Genomic DNA, 19,248 nt, shown 5'->3' on the forward strand with positions numbered 1-19,248 from the left:
TTTTCAGGCGATGAATACATTTTATTATTAAATTTGTGTTAAACTCCCGCACTGAATGAAGAAAACTTTATCTTTTTTATTTATATTTTGTATTTTCACCTTTAGCTTTGCCCAATTGGACAGAGAACATTGGTTTGCTCCCATGATGGACAGGAGCGGAAGTCCGAATCCGTATCAGAAATTATACTTATCTACCAATAGAACCACTTCTTTTCCGGTAAATATTTATAACAACAATGTGCTTATAGGCACAGTAAATATCAGCAAAAACAATCCCCAGAAATTTGATGTACTCAGAAATTATATCATTACCACCAGCCAGACGGATCTGTTCACCCCTACTTCAAAAGGATTATATCTAAAGGCCGAGTTTCCTTTTTATGCCAATCTGAGATTCTCGGTATTTAATCACGCAGAGATCATTACTTCGAAAGGGATACCTTCCACCGGAAAAAACTTTTACGCTGCCAACGCTCCCATTACGGTTAATAATCCTATTTTAAACTTTATGGCCAGCGTTCTCGCTACGGAAGACAATACAACAGTGACCATAAGCGGATATAAACCTACCGCAGAATTTTCAAACGGAACTACAGGAGCCACGAATCCTACCATGACCTTTACCCTCAATAAAGGTCAGTCTTATATTATAGACGGTATTGGTTCAGCTCCCGGGAATACAGATCCCTTTATCGGAGCTAAAATCACTGCTAATAAACCGGTCAATGTGACCAATGGAAATTTCAACGGTCAGTATGCGGGAAACAATCCTACCAGTTCTGATATTCTAATGAATCAGGCCGTTCCTGTAGAAAGACTGGGAACTGAGTTTGCTCTTGTCAAAGGAAACGGTAGCATCGGCACCAATATGGAAGGAGCCATCGTCATTGCCACGGAAGATAATACCCAGATTTTTGTCAACGATGAAGTTCCTCCTCTTACGACGATCAATGCGGGTCAGTATTTCGTTATTCCCGATTCAAAATATATGAATCAGGGAGGAGGTCATTATAATCTTTATTTAAGAACCTCTAAAAATGCTTACGTCTATCAGGTTCTCGCAGGAGATTCTGCTTCCGGAAGTGAGGTAGCCACCGGGGGATTTAATTTTATTCCCGCCCTGAACTGCTATCTTCCGAAACAGATTAATGAATTGGGTTTTATTAATGAGAATTTTGTTCACTCCAATGCCAACCCTTCCGGAATCCTAAATATTCCTACAAAGCTGAATCTTATTACCCAACGTGGGGCCAATGTTCAGGTCAACGGAGCAACTCCCCTGGCGTCAACAGGTCCGTTTAATATGACGGGGACCACCAACTGGGTAACGTATGGTATTCCCAATGTAACGGGAACCATCACAGTAGTTTCAGATAAGGCGATTACTGCAGGAATCAATGCAGGAAGCGATGCTGTAGGATATGGAGGCTTTTTTGCGGGCTTTCCTACTCAGCCTGTTATTTTAAGGTCGGGAGGAACCTGCGTTCCGGGCATCGTTCTTACGGTAGACCCGATCATTTATGACACGTATCAGTGGTATGTGAACGGATCTATTATTCCAGGGGCTAACGCGGCATCCATTACCCCTACACAATCCGGATTTTATACCTGTTCAGTAACCATGGGAAGCTGTGCACCGCTGGTCACCGAACAATTCAAGGTACTTAACTGTACAAAATTAAGTACATCAACCTATAATGTCTGTACTACGCAGACCATCACACCAGTATTTACAACCTCTACACAAACACCGGTACCTTCTACAGTGGCTATTGTGACTCCTCCAACTTTGGGCACAGCGGTTATAAATTCTGTAACCGGCGTCATTACGTACAATGTGACTACACCCGGAACTACAGGAACGGATACTTTTACCTATACATTTTGTGGAAATGATCCTGTTTTTACGGATTGTGAAACAGTAACAGTTACGATCAATATTTTATCTCTTCAGGTGATGAATGTGACCTTAAAAGCGTGTAATATTAATGGGCAGGGAACCTTTAATCTTACCTCTGCAAATGTTACCAACAATTCACCGGTAGATATCACCTACTACCCTACACTTGTAGATGCCCAGACAGAAAACTTAGCAGCTCTTATCACCGCACCCAATTCTTATACAGCTGCAGACGGCACTATCGTCTATGCTGTCGTAAAAAACAGTATGGGCTGCAAAAGTATTGCCCAAATCACTCTTACCCTATACAATCTGGCCATCGTTCTGAATAATTACAACGGCATTTTCTGTGATGACAATATGGACGGAACGGTTACCGTCATACTCCCGAATATCACAGGCATTGTCCTGAATAACCCGGGCTATTTCACCATTGTAAAATACTACGCTGCACTCGCTGATGCCAATGCCGGAAACGCCAATACGCTTCCTAACAGCTGGAGTTATACGGCCACTACAACCATTTATATCAGAGTGGAATCTCCGGATGGCTGTGCTGTAGTGGTAAAACCTTTACAATTCAGTATTGGAGCGAGAATTCCTTTAATAACAACATCTGTGGCTACCAATGTCTGTGATGATGATCTGGACGGAACAAAAGCGGTTAATCTCGCTCAGTTTATCCCGTCGTTTACCATAGATCCGAACGTTACTTATACCTTCTTTACCACTTTAGCCAATGCACAGAATAATACCAGCCCAATAGCAGCAACTGTAAATATCACAGGGACTCAAACGTATTACATCAGATTCGAGAAAAACGGAGTCTGTCCTGAGGTGGGTTCCATCAGAATTACAATTAAGACACCTAAGGGGTCTGATATTTTAAAGGACAAAGTAATTTGCCCTAAGGCTACAACAACATTAGATGCCGGTCCTGGGTTTGAAAAATACCTGTGGAGCACGGGAGCCACTTCGCCATCCATTTCCAATGTCACTGTGGGAACTTACTGGGTAGAGCTTACCTTCAATGGTTGTGTGTACAGACAAACTGTTACCGTAACTGAATCACCCACCCCAATGATCACTTCTATTGAAATCAACGGAACTACAGTAACGGTAGGCGCAAGCGGTGGAACACCTCCTTATGAATACTCTCTTGACGGAGTAAGCTGGCAGAGTTCAAATATTTTCAACAATGTACCAAGAGGTGCCCATAAAGTCTTTGTAAGAGATTCCAAATTATGTGAAGAAGTGACAAGACCATTTGCCATCATCAACCTGATCAATACCATCACTCCAAACGGTGACGGACATAATGAACAGATCGATTATTCTGCCTTAATGAGCAACACCAATCTGGAATTCAGAATATTCGACCGTTACGGAGCGGAGATTTTCAGAGGAAGTCCGGACAACAGATACACTTGGGACGGAAGAATGGGCGGAAGGCCTGTTCCTACCGCCACTTACTGGTATTTTATCAGCTGGAGCGAGTTTGGAACTGCTACTACGGTAAAATATTCGAGCTGGCTGCTGGTGAAGCATAAATAGGAGTTTGAGGCTGAGACTAAAGATGGAAGCTGGAAGAAGGAGGATTATTGCTTTTTCAGGGCTTAATAATTACTGGTTTCCATCTCCAGATTTCCTTGCTGCATTGGTAAAAAGGGGATTTTTTATTCTGAATTTAAGATAAATCATTTTCGTGATATTGGTTGAAATTTTACCCTATCGTTCTAATTTATATAAGTTTATAACATTCATTAACAGTTTAGTATTAAAGTTTAATATAACTTTAACCTGAGATCACTATCTTAATAGGTATAAATTGCTGTATTTCTACGTAATTTTGCCCTAATTATATGAAGAAGCTAATTACCCTTTTGATGCTGGTTTTTCTAGCAAAAGTCAGTGCACAGATCTACTCCGGAGAGGTATTCTTAAGAGATAATTCGATCTTATATCTTAACCAGGTGTATGTCACCAATCTGAATACTCAGAAAACCGTACTTACCGATTATAACGGCACCTATAACATACCTGCAGTTCCGGGGGATGTGATTCGCTTTACCTCCATTGTTACTGAAAGAAAGGACGTGAAACTGACTTCCCAGATGATACAGCAGAAAAATTTAATAGAATTAAAAATTGCGTATTACGAGATCCAGGAAATTGTATTAAACCGCTTTAAGCCTACCGGAAATCTAAGATATGACGTCAATTCTATCCGGAAAGTAGATAAAGGACTGGCCCTTAAAAAAGTGATCGGCCTGCCTGAGCCAAAAGGTGACGGAACTTCTCCTGAGCTTCCTGTGGCCGGATTACGGGACGGAGGGCTTACTTTCAGTCTGGAAAGCATCTACGACATCCTTTCGGGAGACAGAAAGAAAAAGCAACGTTATATGGCCTATGAAAGGATGAATAATTCTGTGTCTCAGATCAAAAATTATCTTGGGAAAGATTATTTTGCCAAATTTAAGATTCCGGAAAACCTTATCGATAACTTCCTTCAGTTTGTGTATACCTCAGAAAATATAGAGGCATATGTACTGGCCGGCAATTTTGAAGCGATAAAAGTCCCGATTGAAAAATATCTTCCGATCTATCAGAAAAGGCTGAAAACCTCGAATCTTCAGGAAGTAATCAAGTAATTTTTCGAAATAAATACTACTAAAGAAATGTATACTATGTAAAATTTATAGTATACATTTCTTTTTTGTTTAAAATTATGCTTAATTTCATATCACAATTAAGTGTTTAAAATAAAAACAACAGAACACCGTTATTATTGAGAAACTAATTGACCAAACACAAATTAAGAGAGAACACCAAACTTTTACTTAATATTAGTCAATGAAAAAATTACTTTTACTTTTTGTTTCCGTTCTTTGTTTTAGTGTGTCTGCCCAGAAAAAGGGAAAAGACTACAGCAATATTATAAAAAGTAAGAACATCTATGAGATCAATGCTTTCCTCAGAGATGCCCATCCTGATGATCCGCGAAGGTCTGTTCTGAAACCCCGCGTCATGGAATTGATGACCGCCTACATTAAAGACGCCCATCCCGCAGATCAGAAAGTAAAAGATATGCAGGAAATGCTTGCCCTGCTGAAAAGAAGACCGTCTACGAAGATCAGTTTCGATGAAATGAATGCGATTATCAAACAGAAACAGATTGCAAAATATAAAGCAGAACTTGCTGCTAAAAAATCCAACGTGGTTTATACCCCAAGTATTGCCCAGAACACATTTGTCGTTAATGCCGCTGCCAATACAGCCATTCCCAATGCCGAAGCCGAAGAATTCAATATGCTGATGGCCGTGAATCCTGTAGAGCACCAGAACAAAACCGTAAAAATATTAAACTCGTTATTCGATAACGACCCCAACAGTAAAGAAAGTATCGTTCTTATCCAGAACAAATCCGACTGCAATATCATTGTCAGAATGGAAGGCGTAGGAACCACCAAATACAGGCTCGCTGTTCCGGCCCATGATGAGAGCTCGATTGTCATAGATAAGGGCCAGTATCTCTTCACCAGCCTTGTCTGCGGCGCGCAGTACGCTTCACAGAAAACAATCCAGAAAGCAATCATGGTAGCACTGGGAACTTCAGCTGCTCCATAAACCCTTCATAAATATACTCAGTACATGTCTTTTATAGGTAAAAGGCACGATAATCTATGTAAAATTTGCTATTTTTGCGGGATTTTATAAATGACTCGATGGGCAAAAATAAACTAGCAAGATTCGCAGAAAACAAGATTTTACCGAACGTAATTCAGCCAACCAGAGAAGATGCGCTGAAAGGTTCTCCCCTTAAAGGAACATGGAGAAAGGAATTCTTCAAGAACGACAATCCAATTGTACTGGAACTGGGCTGCGGAAAAGGAGAATATTCTGTAGGACTTGCGAAAACATTTCCTAAAAAAAACTTCATCGGGATCGATATCAAAGGGGCAAGATTCTGGTTCGGCGCTAAAGAAGCTGTAGAAAACGGCATGAATAATGTGGCTTTCCTGAGAACACAGATCGAGCTGGTAGATCATTTTTTTGCTGAAAATGAAGTGGACGAAATCTGGATTACATTCCCAGATCCTCAGATCAAATACAGACGTACCAAGCACAGGCTGACCCATCCTGACTTTTTAGAACGGTACAAGAGATTCCTGAAACCGGGTGGAATTGTTCATCTAAAAACAGATTCAGAGTTTCTGCATGGTTATACTTTAGGGTATCTACAGGGTGCAGGGCATGAAATCATCAGCGCACACCACGATATCTATGGGGCTCCTGAATATGATCCGGGTACAGAACATTTAAGAGATATAAAAACCTATTATGAAGAGCTTTTCTCAGCAAAAGGAAAGACGATAACGTATATAAAGTTTAGAATACATTAAAAATTCTCCTATCTGAAGAAACGATACAGGATTATAAAACAGTAAAGATCATTACATCTTTACTGTTTTTTGCTTCATGAATAACCTTTAAAACCAAGTAACTCTGTTACGAGTTAAGCCCGGGTTCCGGAGGATTTAAAACCAAGCAAATTACTAATCTTTAAAACAATAGTATCTTCTATATGTAACACAAACAGTCTTTATTAATAAAGACCGTTTGTATCACAATTATGAATTACTCCTTTTATTCTTTGATATAGACATCTGCTTTACTCTGTACTCCCCATATTTGAAAAGGGTTACCCACAGCACCTGCTGCACCCTCCCGTACCACTTCCAAAGCAAAAGTATAGGTCCCTGGTGCAAGATTATTTAAAGAATAATTTAAAGGAAAATTAAACCTAACACCATCTCCATTTGAGTGAGTGGCTGCCCAAGAACACATCATAGCACTGTTGTAAGTAGCAGATGAAACACCTGTCTGCTGAATCCGAAAACGAAGAGATCCCATACCAGCGGCACCAGTATAAGTGTCGCCCCAACCTATAAAGCTTAAAACTACTCTTGATTGACTTGCCCCTGTAGGTACCGTAACGGTAACGCTAGAATTATTAATGGTTGTATAATTGTTTCCTGCCGGTATTTGTTGGGCAGTATTAATAACGCCATTTAAATCAGTGGAATTGAGCATCCAGCTATTATTCCCAGCATTCGCTATAGCACCAATATCCCATCCAGTGGTTTCGTTAGCCGTAATCAAAGCATAAGCTCCTGCTCTTAATGAGTAAGTATTAGCATTAGCCTTAGATCCTCCAAACCTAAAAAAATCTCCAGAAGCAGTGGTCAGGGTTAATGTGTTAGAAGCACTATTATTTTTTATGAAATATACCCTTCCTCTGAAATCATTTGCTGAGCTATTTGTCGTAGTTTTAGAAGGAAATGTAAGTACAGTATTTGATGTTCCGGTAAAAGATACCTGATAATCTTGATTGGTCAGTGTATAATTTCCCGTTATAGAAGTGTAAGGTGCCTCAAATGATCCATTTACAGTTAACGTACTAGAGGGGAGGGTGGTATTAACACCAACTTGAGATTGTGCAATAACCGCAAACAACATTGCAGATGCAAAAATAATTTTGTTTTTCATTCTATTTGTATTTGTACCACAAATATAATATCGCGAAAAAACAAAAGCTACTTTAAAAGATAAAATTCACTTTTTTGACAAAAAAAACAAAATATAATATCGAATAATTAAATATATTAATAAAAAAAAATACATTTACATCAAATTATAAACTAATAAAAAAAACATCTTGTCCCTTTCCTATTCATCATTATTAATTTCACTATATTTAGTAAATTAAAATCTTAATTAAGATAAATATGACAATGAAAAAAGCATTGTTGTTTTATGGCATAGCATTCACCATCCTCAACAGCTGTAATGTAAATTACGGCAGCTATCCTACAAGAACTACATATCCTACGGGTTCAGGAAGCAGCACAGCCACTACGGAAAGGGAGTATGCTGAGCTTATTAAAACTTACAAACCTGAAACGGCAGATGTCTTAAATGATCTGTTGAACGCAGATTCTCCTTCTAATCCCAAAACGTCGATTTCTGTAGAGAATCAGTCACGGTGTAATATGGTTCTTACCGTGAGCGGAAACGGTTTCTTTAAAAAGATCCCGATAGCTTCGGGTAAAGTGGGTTATACCATGGTTCCTAAAAACCAGAATTACAGACTTTCAGGAATGCTTTGTAATTCTTCTTATCAGTCTACGAAATTCATTTCAACATCATACGCTATTAAGCTTACCAACTAACAAAAATCCTTTTTATAGAGCGGTCTTTGACGCAAAGATCAATTATTACAATGTATCAGAATCAATTTCATTGATTCCTATGAAGGGTATGGACATATAATGATCTAAGATTTCACGCAGATTAATCAAATAATGCAGATTTTTATTTTTGCTGATCCGTTCTATGCGAGATTAATTAATCTTTGTTTAATCAAAAACTTTTAGAATTATCCGATATTTATAATTTGTTCACTACTATACCTGTTGGAAAGTATATGACATAACAAAAAAACGCTGGACCAAGATCCAGCGTTTTTCCTATATTAAAGAAAATCTTTAATTATTCAGCATCGAAATCAGCATCTGTTTCAGCAGATACCTTTTCTCCTTCTTCTTTAGATTTTTCTTTATCAGCTTTTCTTTGAGACTGACCTTCTTTGATAGAATCAGAAACAATGTTTAAGATCATATCAATAGACTTAGAAGCATCATCGTTTCCTGGGATAACGAAGTCCACTTTTCTTGGGTCAGAGTTTGTATCAACAATACCGAAAACTGGAATACCTAATTTCTTAGCTTCAGTTACAGCGATGTGTTCTCTCATGATATCTACAACGAAGATTGCAGAAGGAAGACGAACCATGTCAGAGATAGAACCTAAGTTTTTCTCTAAGTTAGCTCTTTGTCTGTCTACTTGTAATCTTTCTTTTTTAGATAAAGTTTCGAACGTACCGTCTTTTTTCATTTTGTCGATATGGTTCATTTTCTTTACCGCCTTTCTGATTGTAACGAAGTTCGTTAACATACCTCCAGGCCATCTTTCTGTAATATAAGGCATATTAAGTTCAGCAGCATGCTTTGCAACTACTTCTTTCGCTTGCTTCTTAGTAGCTACGAAAAGAACTTTTTTACCTGCAGAAGTTAATTTTTCTAAAGCACTACAAGCTTCATCTAATTTAACTGCTGTTTTATGTAAGTCTACAATGTGAATACCGTTTTTCTCCATAAAAATGTATGGAGCCATATTTGGATTCCACTTTCTGGTCATGTGACCGAAGTGTACGCCAGCCTCTAAAAGGTCTTTTACATTTGCTTTTGCCATGTTTTCTGTTTTTGTTAGTTTACTTTCCGTTTCTTAAACAATCAACAACTTCTTTAGATGGGAGAAGTGTTTGGATGCTAAACGTAACGGGCAATTGGCGGTTTGCTGTTTGCTTGTGGCAATTGGCTTTGCGCCGAGATTAAGTTTAAAAAAAATTTAATACATTTCTGTAGCCAACAGCCATAAGCCATTCGCCCACAAGAAATCTTAACGTTTTGAGAATTGGAATCTCTTTCTTGCTTTTTTCTGACCTGGCTTCTTTCTTTCCACCATTCTTGCGTCTCTTGTAAGTAAACCAGCAGGCTTCAATGCTAATCTGAACTCAGCGTTGATCTCGCATAAAGCTCTTGAAATACCTAATCTGATAGCCTCTGCCTGACCTGTATTACCACCACCGAAAACATTTACGGTAACGTCATACTGACCAACAGTCTCAGAAAGGATGAACGGTTGGTTTAATTTATAAACCATCACGTCTGTAGAGAAATAAGTTGCAGCATCTTTACCGTTTACTGTAATCACACCAGAACCTGGCTTTACATAAACTCTAGCTACAGAAGTTTTTCTTCTTCCGATTTTGTGAACTATAGACATAATTAATTATTTAAATTCGTTAACATTAATTGTTTTAGGCTGTTGAGCTTCATGTTTGTGCTCAGTTCCTTCATATAGATAAAGGTTCTTCAATAAAGCAGATCCTAATCTGTTTTTAGGTAACATACCTTTTACAGACTTCTCTAATACTTTTAAAGAATCTTTCTTCTGAAGTTCAGCCGCAGTCATAGACTTCTGTCCACCAGGGTAACCTGTATGCCAGATGTAAGTCTTATCAGCCCACTTATTTCCGGAAAGCGTAATTTTCCCAGCATTCAAAACGATAACGTTATCACCACAATCTACGTGAGGTGTAAAGTTCGTTTTGTGCTTACCTCTCAAAATCTTTGCAACCGTAGAAGCTAGTCTTCCTAACGGCTGTCCTTCAGCGTCTACCACAACCCATTCTTTATTAGCAGTAGCTTTGTTCGCTGAAACAGTTTTGTAACTTAATGTATTCACACGTTTTAGTTAAAGATTAAACATAATTTTCCCCTAAAAGGGTGTGCAAAGGTACAAATAATTTTCGTAACCCGAAAACATATTTTATTTAATCTATATCACCTCCGGATTTTCACCGTGCTTTAATAGATTTTAACAACTGTTTTCTCTTTGGCACAGAACTTGTAAAATGAATGACCGTTGAAAAAAAATATTTCGAAGATTCTAAAAACGCACCTGATAAAGTAAAGAGTTTTGTCCCTCGGCTCTTTCTTTATTAACTTTACTTTAAACATTCCATCAAAAAATTACTAATGTGATTATTTTATATCGCGAATTATTTATATTTGCGATCAAACCTTATTCCTAATAATCCCATGAGCCACGGAAAAATCAGAGAAGATAAAACATGCCTGAACTGCGGGCATCAGGTCGAAGAAAGATTCTGCCCTCACTGCGGACAGGAGAATATCGAAAGCCGCCATCCCTTTTATTATCTGTTCACCCACTTTTTTGAAGACTTCACGCACTACGACGGACAGTTTTGGGGAACGATGAAAAATTTGCTTTTCAAACCGGGACGGCTTACTAAAATCTATCTGGAAGGGAAAAGAGCACAATTTGTTCCTCCTGTAAAACTTTATATTTTCATAAGTTTCGTCACATTCCTGTTTATTTCATTCCAGGTGGCTAATATGGATTTCGGAAAACAGGGTGCGGGAAAAGAGAAAATCACAAAAAAAGAACTTCAGGAAAAAGTGATTGGAGATGAATCTGTTCAAAAACTTCTTAAAGAATCTCCGGAAATTGCGAAGGCAGATTCTCTTACGGGTGGAGCCTTAAAAAAAGCCTTGGATACCGCTAATGCTTCTGCCAATGATAAAAAAAATGACATCGATGTAGAAAACATACTTCAGAGTAAAAGTATTACAAAATCTATAGGACTACAGTCTATGGAGGATTTTGACCGACGGGAAGAAAAGAACGGACATAAATATGAAACCTTCCGACCGTTTATCGCCAAGATTTTTGAAATGGAGGAGAAAGGTCTTTCTCCAAGAGAGATCACGAATCTGTTTATCAAGAGTTCGATTCACAATTTACCTAAAGCTCTTTTCCTGTATCTCCCTTTGTTTGCTTTTCTGCTATGGATCTTTCACAGCAAAAGAAAATGGTGGTATTTTGACCACGGAGTTTTTACGCTCCACTACTTTTCCTTTCTACTGCTTCTTACCCTGTTGCTTTTTGTCGCTCAGAAACTATTGAGCTATTTTGAAGGAAGTGGTTTTGCTATAGCAATGAACGGGCTTTTTATTACCGCTGCTACAATCTATGCAGGATGCTATTTTTTTATAGCCCACTACAGAACCTACAGAACGCATCCGGCTCTTACCATTATAGTAGGCGCGGTCCTGTTTGCCATCAACACTATATTGTTTACCCTTCTATTGATGGGACTGGGAATCATCAGCTTTTTGCTTATGCACTAGCGGCGAAGTGATTTGTTTGCCCTGAAGCTTGCAATTAAATAATAGGCTACAAAAACTGTAGAAAACTTCAGAATAGACGGAACCGCAAGTTGAACGTTAAAAATCAATGTGCCTATCAGAACAAGCACTCCCATTGCAGCAAATGATAATCCCAGCTTTCCGGGCAAGGAAAAATTCGGGGTATCAAGATAGTAAGCCAGTCCCCATGCCAATCCAAAAGCAATGGCATAATAAAGATCCAACCCTACATTCTCTGAACTAATAAAGAAATAATTGATCAGGAAACTGACTGCCGTTCCCAACGCAAAATACATCAAAGCCTTTTTCATACTCTATAGATAATATGCAAAAATAGAGATTTTACTGATCATTTTTAAACGAATGATTGATAAGCAGGTAAAAAACCAATCTATTATCTACAATCAATCCTCTTAAAATCAAATCATTAAATAAAACCAAACGGTTCTTATTTTATTATTATATTTGAAAATTCAGAAATTTTCTAGTTTTTATATGGAAACCCAAAAATATACTCCAACCAACAAAGTGAGAATCGTAACCGCGGCGTCATTATTTGACGGACACGATGCTGCGATTAATATCATGCGACGCGTGATCCAGGGAACAGGATGTGAAGTGATCCACCTTGGCCACGACAAATCGGCAGAGGAAGTTGTGAACACAGCGATCCAGGAAGATGCCAATGCTATTGCCTTAACCTCATACCAGGGAGGTCACAACGAATATTTTAAATATATCTACGACCTTTTAAGAGAAAAAAACTCACCCCAGATCAAGATCTTTGGTGGCGGTGGCGGTGTGATTCTGCCTGAAGAAATTGAAGATATCATGTCTTACGGAATCGACAGAATTTATTCTCCGGATGATGGCCGTGAACTTGGCTTACAGGGAATGATTGATGATCTTGTTAAAAGATCGGATTTTGCTACTGGAAAAGATATCACAGCAGCTGATTTGGATTTAATTGATTTTGAAAATTCCACAAGCATTGCTAAAATTATTTCAGCAGTAGAAAACTTTTCAGACGAAAAACCTGAATTGGTAAAAGCTATCGACGAAAAATCAAAAGATTTAAATATTCCGATTATCGGGATCACAGGTACAGGTGGAGCCGGAAAATCTTCTCTTACCGACGAATTGGTAAGACGTTTTATCCGTTCCAATCCTGATAAAAAAATTGCCATCATTTCTATTGACCCTTCCAAAAAGAAAACGGGAGGTGCTCTTTTAGGAGACAGAATCCGTATGAATGCGATCAATGATCCGAGAGTTTATATGCGTTCTATGGCGACAAGAGAAAATAACGTTTCCGTTTCACCTTTCATTCATTCTGCATTGAATGTATTGAAGTTGGCCGCTCCTGATGTTATTATTCTTGAAACATCCGGTATCGGGCAGTCCGGTTCGGAAGTTTCAGATTTCGCAGATGTTTCCATGTATGTAATGACACCTGAATATGGTGCTTCTACGCAGCTTGAAAAGATCGACATGCTGGATTATGCAGATCTTGTAGCATTGAATAAATCTGATAAACGTGGTGCGCTTGATGCGCTTCAGGCCGTAAGAAAGCAGTTCCAGAGAAACCATTTATTGTGGGAAAGTCCGTTGGACGATATGCCGGTTTATGCAACAAAAGCTTCTCAGTTTAACGATCACGGAACCACTGAACTTTACAACAGACTTGTTGAAAAAGTAAATGACAAGTTCTCAGGATTAAACTTACAGGGATTTGTAGAGCAGGAAATTACGGACGAAGTAACGATCATTCCTCCGAAAAGAGTACGTTATCTGTCTGAAATTGTTGAAAACAACAGAATTTATGATGCCAATGTTGAAAAGCAGGCTGAGCTTGCCAGAAAAATGTATCATATCGAGGGCGTAAAAAGTTTCTTATCCAATGAAACATTAGACGCCGAATATCAAAAAGCAGAAAAAGACCTTCAGCAGGAAAACATCGACTTCCTGAGAACCTGGGACGATACGAAAAAAGCCTTCCATGAAGAGTTTTATTCTTATTTTGTACGTGGAAAAGAAATCAAGGTGGAAACTTCTACCGAATCTTTATCCCACTTAAGAATTCCAAAAATTTCATTACCAAAATATACAGACTGGGGCGACCTGATCAAGTGGAAAGGCCAGGAAAATTTACCCGGCGGATTCCCCTACACAGCCGGAATTTATCCGTTTAAAAGAACCGGTGAAGATCCGACAAGGATGTTTGCGGGAGAAGGAGGTCCGGAAAGAACCAACAGAAGATTCCATTATGTTTCTGCAGAAATGGATGCAAAACGTCTTTCAACAGCGTTTGACTCTGTAACATTATATGGTCAGGATCCGGCTTTACCACCAGATATTTACGGTAAGATCGGAAATGCGGGAGTTTCTATCGCAACGCTTGATGATGCTAAAAAACTGTATTCAGGATTTGATCTGGTTAATGCGATGACTTCGGTTTCCATGACCATCAACGGTCCGGCTCCGATGTTGCTGGCTTTCTTTATGAATGCTGCCATAGATCAGAATGTTGAAAAATATATCGCTGAACATAAGCTTGAAGCTAAAGTTGAAGCTGTTTTAAAAGCAAAATTTGATGACAGAGGCTTAGAAAGACCAAAATATAACGGTGAACTTCCTCCTTCTAATAACGGTTTAGGTTTAAAACTATTGGGAATTACAGGAGATGAAGTAATCCCGGCTGATGCTTATGCTGAAATTAAAGCTAAAACCATTGCAACAGTTCGTGGTACGGTTCAGGCAGATATTTTAAAAGAAGATCAGGCTCAGAATACCTGTATTTTCTCTACTGAATTTGCGTTAAGATTAATGGGTGACGTTCAGGAGTTCTTCATTACTGAAAAAGTAAGAAACTTCTATTCCGTATCCATTTCAGGATATCACATTGCTGAAGCTGGTGCGAATCCTGTTTCCCAGCTGGCATTTACACTGGCTAACGGTTTCACTTATGTGGAATATTACTTAAGCCGTGGAATGGACATCAATGATTTCGCCCCGAACTTATCTTTCTTCTTCTCCAACGGTATCGACCCTGAATATTCAGTGATCGGACGTGTAGCCAGAAGAATCTGGGCTAAAGCCATGAAAATAAAATACGGAGCAGACGAAAGAAGCCAGATGCTAAAATACCATATCCAGACTTCAGGACGTTCTCTTCACGCACAGGAAATTGATTTCAACGATATCAGAACAACGCTACAGGCGCTTTATGCTATTTATGATAACTGTAACTCTCTTCACACCAACGCGTATGACGAGGCGATTACAACGCCAACTGAGCAGTCCGTAAGAAGAGCAATGGCGATTCAGCTGATTATCAATAAAGAATTAGGTTTAGCTAAAAACGAAAATCCATTACAGGGTTCATTCATTATTGAAGAACTAACGGATCTTGTAGAGGAAGCAGTGTATACGGAATTTGACAGAATTACGGAAAGAGGAGGTGTTCTTGGCGCTATGGAAACCATGTACCAGCGTTCTAAGATCCAGGAAGAATCTATGCATTACGAATGGCTGAAACATACGGGAGAATATCCGATCATCGGAGTGAATACTTTCCTTGGAAAAGATGGTTCACCAACGGTTCGTCCGGGAGAAGTTATCCGTTCTACTGAAGAGGAAAAGCAGGTTCAGATCGAAACGCTTCATAATTTCCAGAAATCGAATGAGGATAAATCTCAGGAAGCTCTTAGAAAGCTACAATATGCAGCCATCAATCAGCAGAACTTATTTGCAGTAATGATGGATGCCGTGAAATACTGTTCTCTTGGACAGATCACTAATGCTTTGTTTGAAGTGGGTGGTAAGTACAGAAGAAATATGTAAGCCCGTGTCGGGCAGACCATTGATAAAATTAAACCTCAAGGAATTTTCTTTGAGGTTTTTTTGTATTTTTAAATAATAAAGAAATTTAAATGAAGAAAGGATTTCAAATTAAAAAACCATGTAAGCAGCTTTGGGAGGAAATGCAAAATGTAGAAGATGGTAAATTTTGCGATTTATGCGAGAAAAAAGTCTGGGATTTCGACAACCTTCCAGAAACAGAGATTGATAAAATCTTAAAAAGTAACGCTTCTGTCTGTGGAAAAACGTCATTTTTAAAGCCTGCATTTTCAAGTGTGTTTTTAGCTTTAACATTGACTTCAGCGATATATACCAATGCACAGACAGGAAAAGATTCTCCGGTAGAAAATGTATATCAGAAAAATATTACTATAAACGGAAAATTGGTTTCCCTGCAAAATAGAAAGTTGGTTTCAGGAGAAATTTCTTTGGTTACATTAGAAAAACTCTACCGTGCAAAAGCCGATGAAAACGGAAATTTCACTTTGATTTTTTCAGAAAAAGTTTTAACCGAACATAATATTGTCCGCATCGATTATACCATTATTGATTTAAATAACAAAGAATTTACAGATTTCAAGTCTTCAATTTTGAAAACCAATGAACTCTTAGGAAAGCAAAATTTTGAAATCGAAGAAAAATATTTTACTATTGGAGGTATTTTGATAACAGAAGAAAGACCTCCGGATTACTATTTTTTGGATGGAAAAAAAATAGGGAAAAGAAAATTTGAAAAAATAAAAATAGAACATCCTGAATATATATATCTGGCATTTTATGATGAAGTAACTGTTCAAAAGCTGGCAAAAAGAAGCTATATAGATAACTTATATTTACTTTACTCTAATTAAACGATGGAATCCCTTAAAATTCCGGAACTTTACACTTTCATCTAATTTATTCAATGAAACCCAAAGCCGTATTCAACTGGAGCAGCGGAAAAGATTCTGCGCTTGCCCTTTATAAAACCCTACAGGAAAGCCGTTCTGAAGTCATTACCCTACTGACCAGCATTAACAAAGAATTTCAGCGAATTTCCATGCATGGCGTTCATGTTTCGCTATTGGAAAAGCAGGCTGAAAGTCTGGAATTGCCATTGATTAAGATGGAACTTCCCAAAGAACCATCTATGGAAGAATACCGGGAGCTCATGAACAAGACGATGTCTGAAATTCAGGCGATGGGAATCAGTCAGTCTGTCTTTGGAGATATTTTCCTGGAAGACCTCCGGAAATACCGTGAAGACCAGCTGAAATCAATAGGTATGGAAGGTGTTTTCCCGCTTTGGAAACAAAACACTACAGATCTTATCCAGGAGTTTCTGGATCTTGGTTTTAAAACCATCGTCACCTGTGTGAATGAAACCTATCTTGATAAAAGTTTTGCAGGAAGAATCATTGACCGGGATTTTATCCGTGACCTTCCAAAAAATGTTGATCCCTGTGGAGAAAATGGGGAATTCCATACGTTTACTTTTGACGGACCGATCTTCAGAGAACCTGTTCAGTTTGAAATCGGGGAAACGATAAAGAAGACCTATCCAAAACCGAAAACCAATCCTGAAGATGAAGACGGAGCCTATGTTTTCTGGTTCTGTGATCTGATCCTGAAATAAAGGCTGCTGTCGTATGCCAATCCTGTTAACCATGTCAAGGTTCTGAACCTTGACATGGTTAAATTAGTATAGAACTTGCGTTAAAACTCATAACTCATAACTTATAACTCGTTCAAACAAATACTCTTTCACGATAGTCGTTGTTCATCTACTCAAAATAAAAATACTTATAAACACGATCCTTTGTTTTAGCATAAATTTTGCATCTGTTTTGAAACTTTTAAGAATTATATTACCTTTAAATAGGTATTATTCTTAGTATCAATACGTTCAATTTTAATCCTAAAAACACACCCGTGATCAAAAAAATTACATTCCTGTTCCTTTTTTACTTTTTATGTTCATGTACAACCGAAATTCCCAAAATAAAACCGGTTGACAAAAACGCCATCATTGATTCTACGATAACAGCGTTCCAGAAAACCCTTTTGGAACAGCAGATTGATTCTGTATTTAAAAAATATAATTTCAACGGAAGCATCGCTGTTTTCAAAGATTCACTGCAGCTGTACCGGAAGGAAAACGGTTATTCCAATTTTAAAACGAAAACAAAGATCGACAGCAGTACTATTTTTGCCATCGGTTCTGTAAGCAAGCAGTTCACCGCAGCCATGGTTCTTCTTCAGATGGAACAGGGAAAACTGAATGTTACCGATAAGGCATCAAAATATCTTAAGGAATTTCAGGCTAAAGAATATGAAAATATCACCATTCATCAGCTTTTGAATCATACGTCTGGGCTTAATACTTTCGGAGGAAAACTGATGTTTAAAAGCGGTTCAGATTTCTTTTATTCCAATGATGGTTTTAATGCCTTGGGTAAAATCGTAGAAACTGTTTCCGGTAAATCTTATGATGAAAATGCACAGGAACTGTTCAGAAAAGCAGGAATGAAAAATTCTTCTACCGGAAATACTTTTGAAGGGAACAATTTCGCCAGTGCTTATCTCGGTAATGAAAAAAATGCTCAGGAAGTTCCCAATATGCCCAAGCGACTGGGCAGTAAAGACATTGGCACTCCTGCCGGCGGTATTCTTTCTACCATAGATGATCTTCACCTGTGGAATAATGCTCTGTATGGAGGAAAAATCCTCAAACCGGAAACTTTAAAGCAGTTCACTTCCAAAAGTGCAGAAAGACACCACGCCATTCTTGGGAAAATGGGTTATGGATACGGGATTATGATGAATATTGGCAAGCCGGAAAGTTATTTTCACAGCGGTTATATAAAAGGCTCTCCTTCACTGAACATCTATTATCCTCAAACCAAAACATCCGTCCTGATTTTATCAAATATTGCTGATGAAGAAAAGGGTAAGAGTTCTACTTTCAGGCCTCATGTTGAAGTTAAAAAAATTACGGATAACCTTGAGAATACGCTGTTACAGCTTAGATCAAAACATTAATTTTCTTTGCGTTCCAGTATAGAAGCTGGGTCTGAATCGCTGCAGCAAACAGAAAGAAAGGTTTAATCATCACAGAAAGGGCCGTATGAACATCTTTAAAAAAGAAACATGAAATTGCGATCAATGCAGCTCCTGCAAAAAAGTTTTTCAAAAGAAGAGGATGAAAGCTCATCTGAAAATAGCCATTGAGATTCATCGTTTTCCGCATAAAATTATAAACAGAAAGCCCTAATGTGGTCAACAAAAACAGGATCTGTACATCATTAAACAGATTGGGTTTTATATAGAGTAAGCCCGAAAAAACCAGTGAAAAAACCAAGGCATAAACACTCATTTTTTTGAAACGGGTCTGAAGAATGTCTTTCTCAATTCTTGTTATTTTTCTTGCCGATAAAAAATCAGCTTTTACCATTTCAAGTTCGCTTTTCCAGTTCATTTTGGTCTGGAGAAAAGCTTCCTGGAAACCTTCATTATGCTCCTCCATCAGGTTGGATATCTGAAGTATAAAATGATCTTTGATTTCCAACAATAGTTTCTGATTCAGTTTTTTTGAAATAAGATACTGTATGATCTCGATTTCCTGTTCCGTATTTATCATGTTTAATAAAT

16 protein-coding genes are annotated in these 19,248 nt (G+C 38.2%); 10 read left to right on the top strand and 6 right to left on the bottom strand.

Annotation, left to right across the window (positions count from 1 at the left end):
* Positions 1-55 precede the first annotated feature (55 nt).
* From BM143_RS16965 to trmB, 4 genes are all read left to right on the top strand, one after another.
* The gene (locus tag BM143_RS16965; protein WP_167375306.1) at positions 56-3,454 is read left to right on the top strand and encodes a T9SS type B sorting domain-containing protein; all 3,399 of its coding nucleotides are present in this window, start codon (positions 56-58) and stop codon (positions 3,452-3,454) included.
* A 308-nt stretch (positions 3,455-3,762) separates the two neighbouring features.
* The gene (locus tag BM143_RS16970; RefSeq protein WP_090025745.1) at positions 3,763-4,551 is read left to right on the top strand and encodes a hypothetical protein; all 789 of its coding nucleotides are present in this window, start codon (positions 3,763-3,765) and stop codon (positions 4,549-4,551) included.
* A 202-nt stretch (positions 4,552-4,753) separates the two neighbouring features.
* The gene (locus BM143_RS16975; protein ID WP_090025747.1) at positions 4,754-5,527 is read left to right on the top strand and encodes a DUF6759 domain-containing protein; all 774 of its coding nucleotides are present in this window, start codon (positions 4,754-4,756) and stop codon (positions 5,525-5,527) included.
* 98 nt (positions 5,528-5,625) lie between these two features.
* Positions 5,626-6,303: a tRNA (guanosine(46)-N7)-methyltransferase TrmB gene (trmB, locus tag BM143_RS16980; protein ID WP_090025749.1), complete on the top strand. Its 678-nt coding sequence runs from the start codon at positions 5,626-5,628 to the stop codon at positions 6,301-6,303.
* 244 nt (positions 6,304-6,547) lie between these two features.
* On the opposite strand, the gene BM143_RS16985 is transcribed toward trmB, so the two are convergent.
* The gene (locus BM143_RS16985) at positions 6,548-7,450 is read right to left on the bottom strand and encodes a hypothetical protein (protein WP_090025751.1); all 903 of its coding nucleotides are present in this window, start codon (positions 7,448-7,450) and stop codon (positions 6,548-6,550) included.
* Positions 7,451-7,695: 245 nt separating this feature from the next.
* Here BM143_RS16985 and BM143_RS16990 point away from each other — a divergent pair, with 245 nt between their 5' ends.
* On the top strand, positions 7,696-8,133 hold the full coding sequence (locus tag BM143_RS16990) for a DUF6759 domain-containing protein (RefSeq protein ID WP_090025753.1): 438 nt from the start codon (positions 7,696-7,698) through the stop codon (positions 8,131-8,133).
* Positions 8,134-8,452: 319 nt separating this feature from the next.
* On the opposite strand, the gene rpsB is transcribed toward BM143_RS16990, so the two are convergent.
* The 3 genes from rpsB to rplM form a co-directional block, all read right to left on the bottom strand.
* Complete coding sequence (gene rpsB, locus BM143_RS16995) at positions 8,453-9,214, bottom strand: 30S ribosomal protein S2 (RefSeq protein WP_034723189.1); 762 nt, start codon at positions 9,212-9,214, stop codon at positions 8,453-8,455.
* Positions 9,215-9,421: 207 nt separating this feature from the next.
* A complete protein-coding gene (gene rpsI / locus BM143_RS17000; protein WP_034706090.1) occupies positions 9,422-9,808 on the bottom strand; it encodes a 30S ribosomal protein S9 in 387 nt (128 codons plus the stop codon).
* A gap of 6 nt (positions 9,809-9,814) precedes the next feature.
* Positions 9,815-10,270, bottom strand: a complete 456-nt coding sequence (gene rplM / locus BM143_RS17005; protein WP_034706094.1) for a 50S ribosomal protein L13 — start codon at positions 10,268-10,270, stop codon at positions 9,815-9,817.
* A 356-nt stretch (positions 10,271-10,626) separates the two neighbouring features.
* On the opposite strand from rplM, the gene BM143_RS17010 reads away from it, so the two are divergent.
* On the top strand, positions 10,627-11,739 hold the full coding sequence (locus BM143_RS17010; protein WP_090025755.1) for a DUF3667 domain-containing protein: 1,113 nt from the start codon (positions 10,627-10,629) through the stop codon (positions 11,737-11,739).
* On the opposite strand, the gene BM143_RS17015 is transcribed toward BM143_RS17010, so the two are convergent.
* The gene (locus tag BM143_RS17015) at positions 11,736-12,068 is read right to left on the bottom strand and encodes a hypothetical protein (protein ID WP_034723174.1); all 333 of its coding nucleotides are present in this window, start codon (positions 12,066-12,068) and stop codon (positions 11,736-11,738) included. The genes BM143_RS17010 and BM143_RS17015 overlap by 4 nt on opposite strands.
* 184 nt (positions 12,069-12,252) lie before the next feature.
* On the opposite strand from BM143_RS17015, the gene BM143_RS17020 reads away from it, so the two are divergent.
* From BM143_RS17020 to BM143_RS17035, 4 genes are all read left to right on the top strand, one after another.
* Complete coding sequence (locus BM143_RS17020; RefSeq protein WP_072921228.1) at positions 12,253-15,600, top strand: methylmalonyl-CoA mutase family protein; 3,348 nt, start codon at positions 12,253-12,255, stop codon at positions 15,598-15,600.
* Positions 15,601-15,689: 89 nt separating this feature from the next.
* Positions 15,690-16,469 carry a hypothetical protein gene (locus BM143_RS17025; RefSeq protein WP_090025757.1) on the top strand — a complete coding sequence of 260 codons (780 nt, stop codon included), beginning with the start codon at positions 15,690-15,692 and terminating at the stop codon, positions 16,467-16,469.
* Positions 16,470-16,522: 53 nt separating this feature from the next.
* A complete protein-coding gene (locus tag BM143_RS17030) occupies positions 16,523-17,233 on the top strand; it encodes a Dph6-related ATP pyrophosphatase (protein WP_090025759.1) in 711 nt (236 codons plus the stop codon).
* A gap of 296 nt (positions 17,234-17,529) precedes the next feature.
* A complete protein-coding gene (locus BM143_RS17035) occupies positions 17,530-18,639 on the top strand; it encodes a serine hydrolase domain-containing protein (RefSeq protein ID WP_090025761.1) in 1,110 nt (369 codons plus the stop codon).
* Here BM143_RS17035 and BM143_RS17040 read toward each other — a convergent pair.
* The gene (locus BM143_RS17040) at positions 18,623-19,237 is read right to left on the bottom strand and encodes a hypothetical protein (RefSeq protein WP_090025763.1); all 615 of its coding nucleotides are present in this window, start codon (positions 19,235-19,237) and stop codon (positions 18,623-18,625) included. The two genes, BM143_RS17035 and BM143_RS17040, sit on opposite strands and share 17 nt — an antisense overlap.
* Between the last annotated feature and the right edge of the window lie 11 nt (positions 19,238-19,248).

It is taken from the genome of Chryseobacterium oleae, from assembly GCF_900115055.1.
Lineage (GTDB): Bacteria > Bacteroidota > Bacteroidia > Flavobacteriales > Weeksellaceae > Chryseobacterium > Chryseobacterium oleae.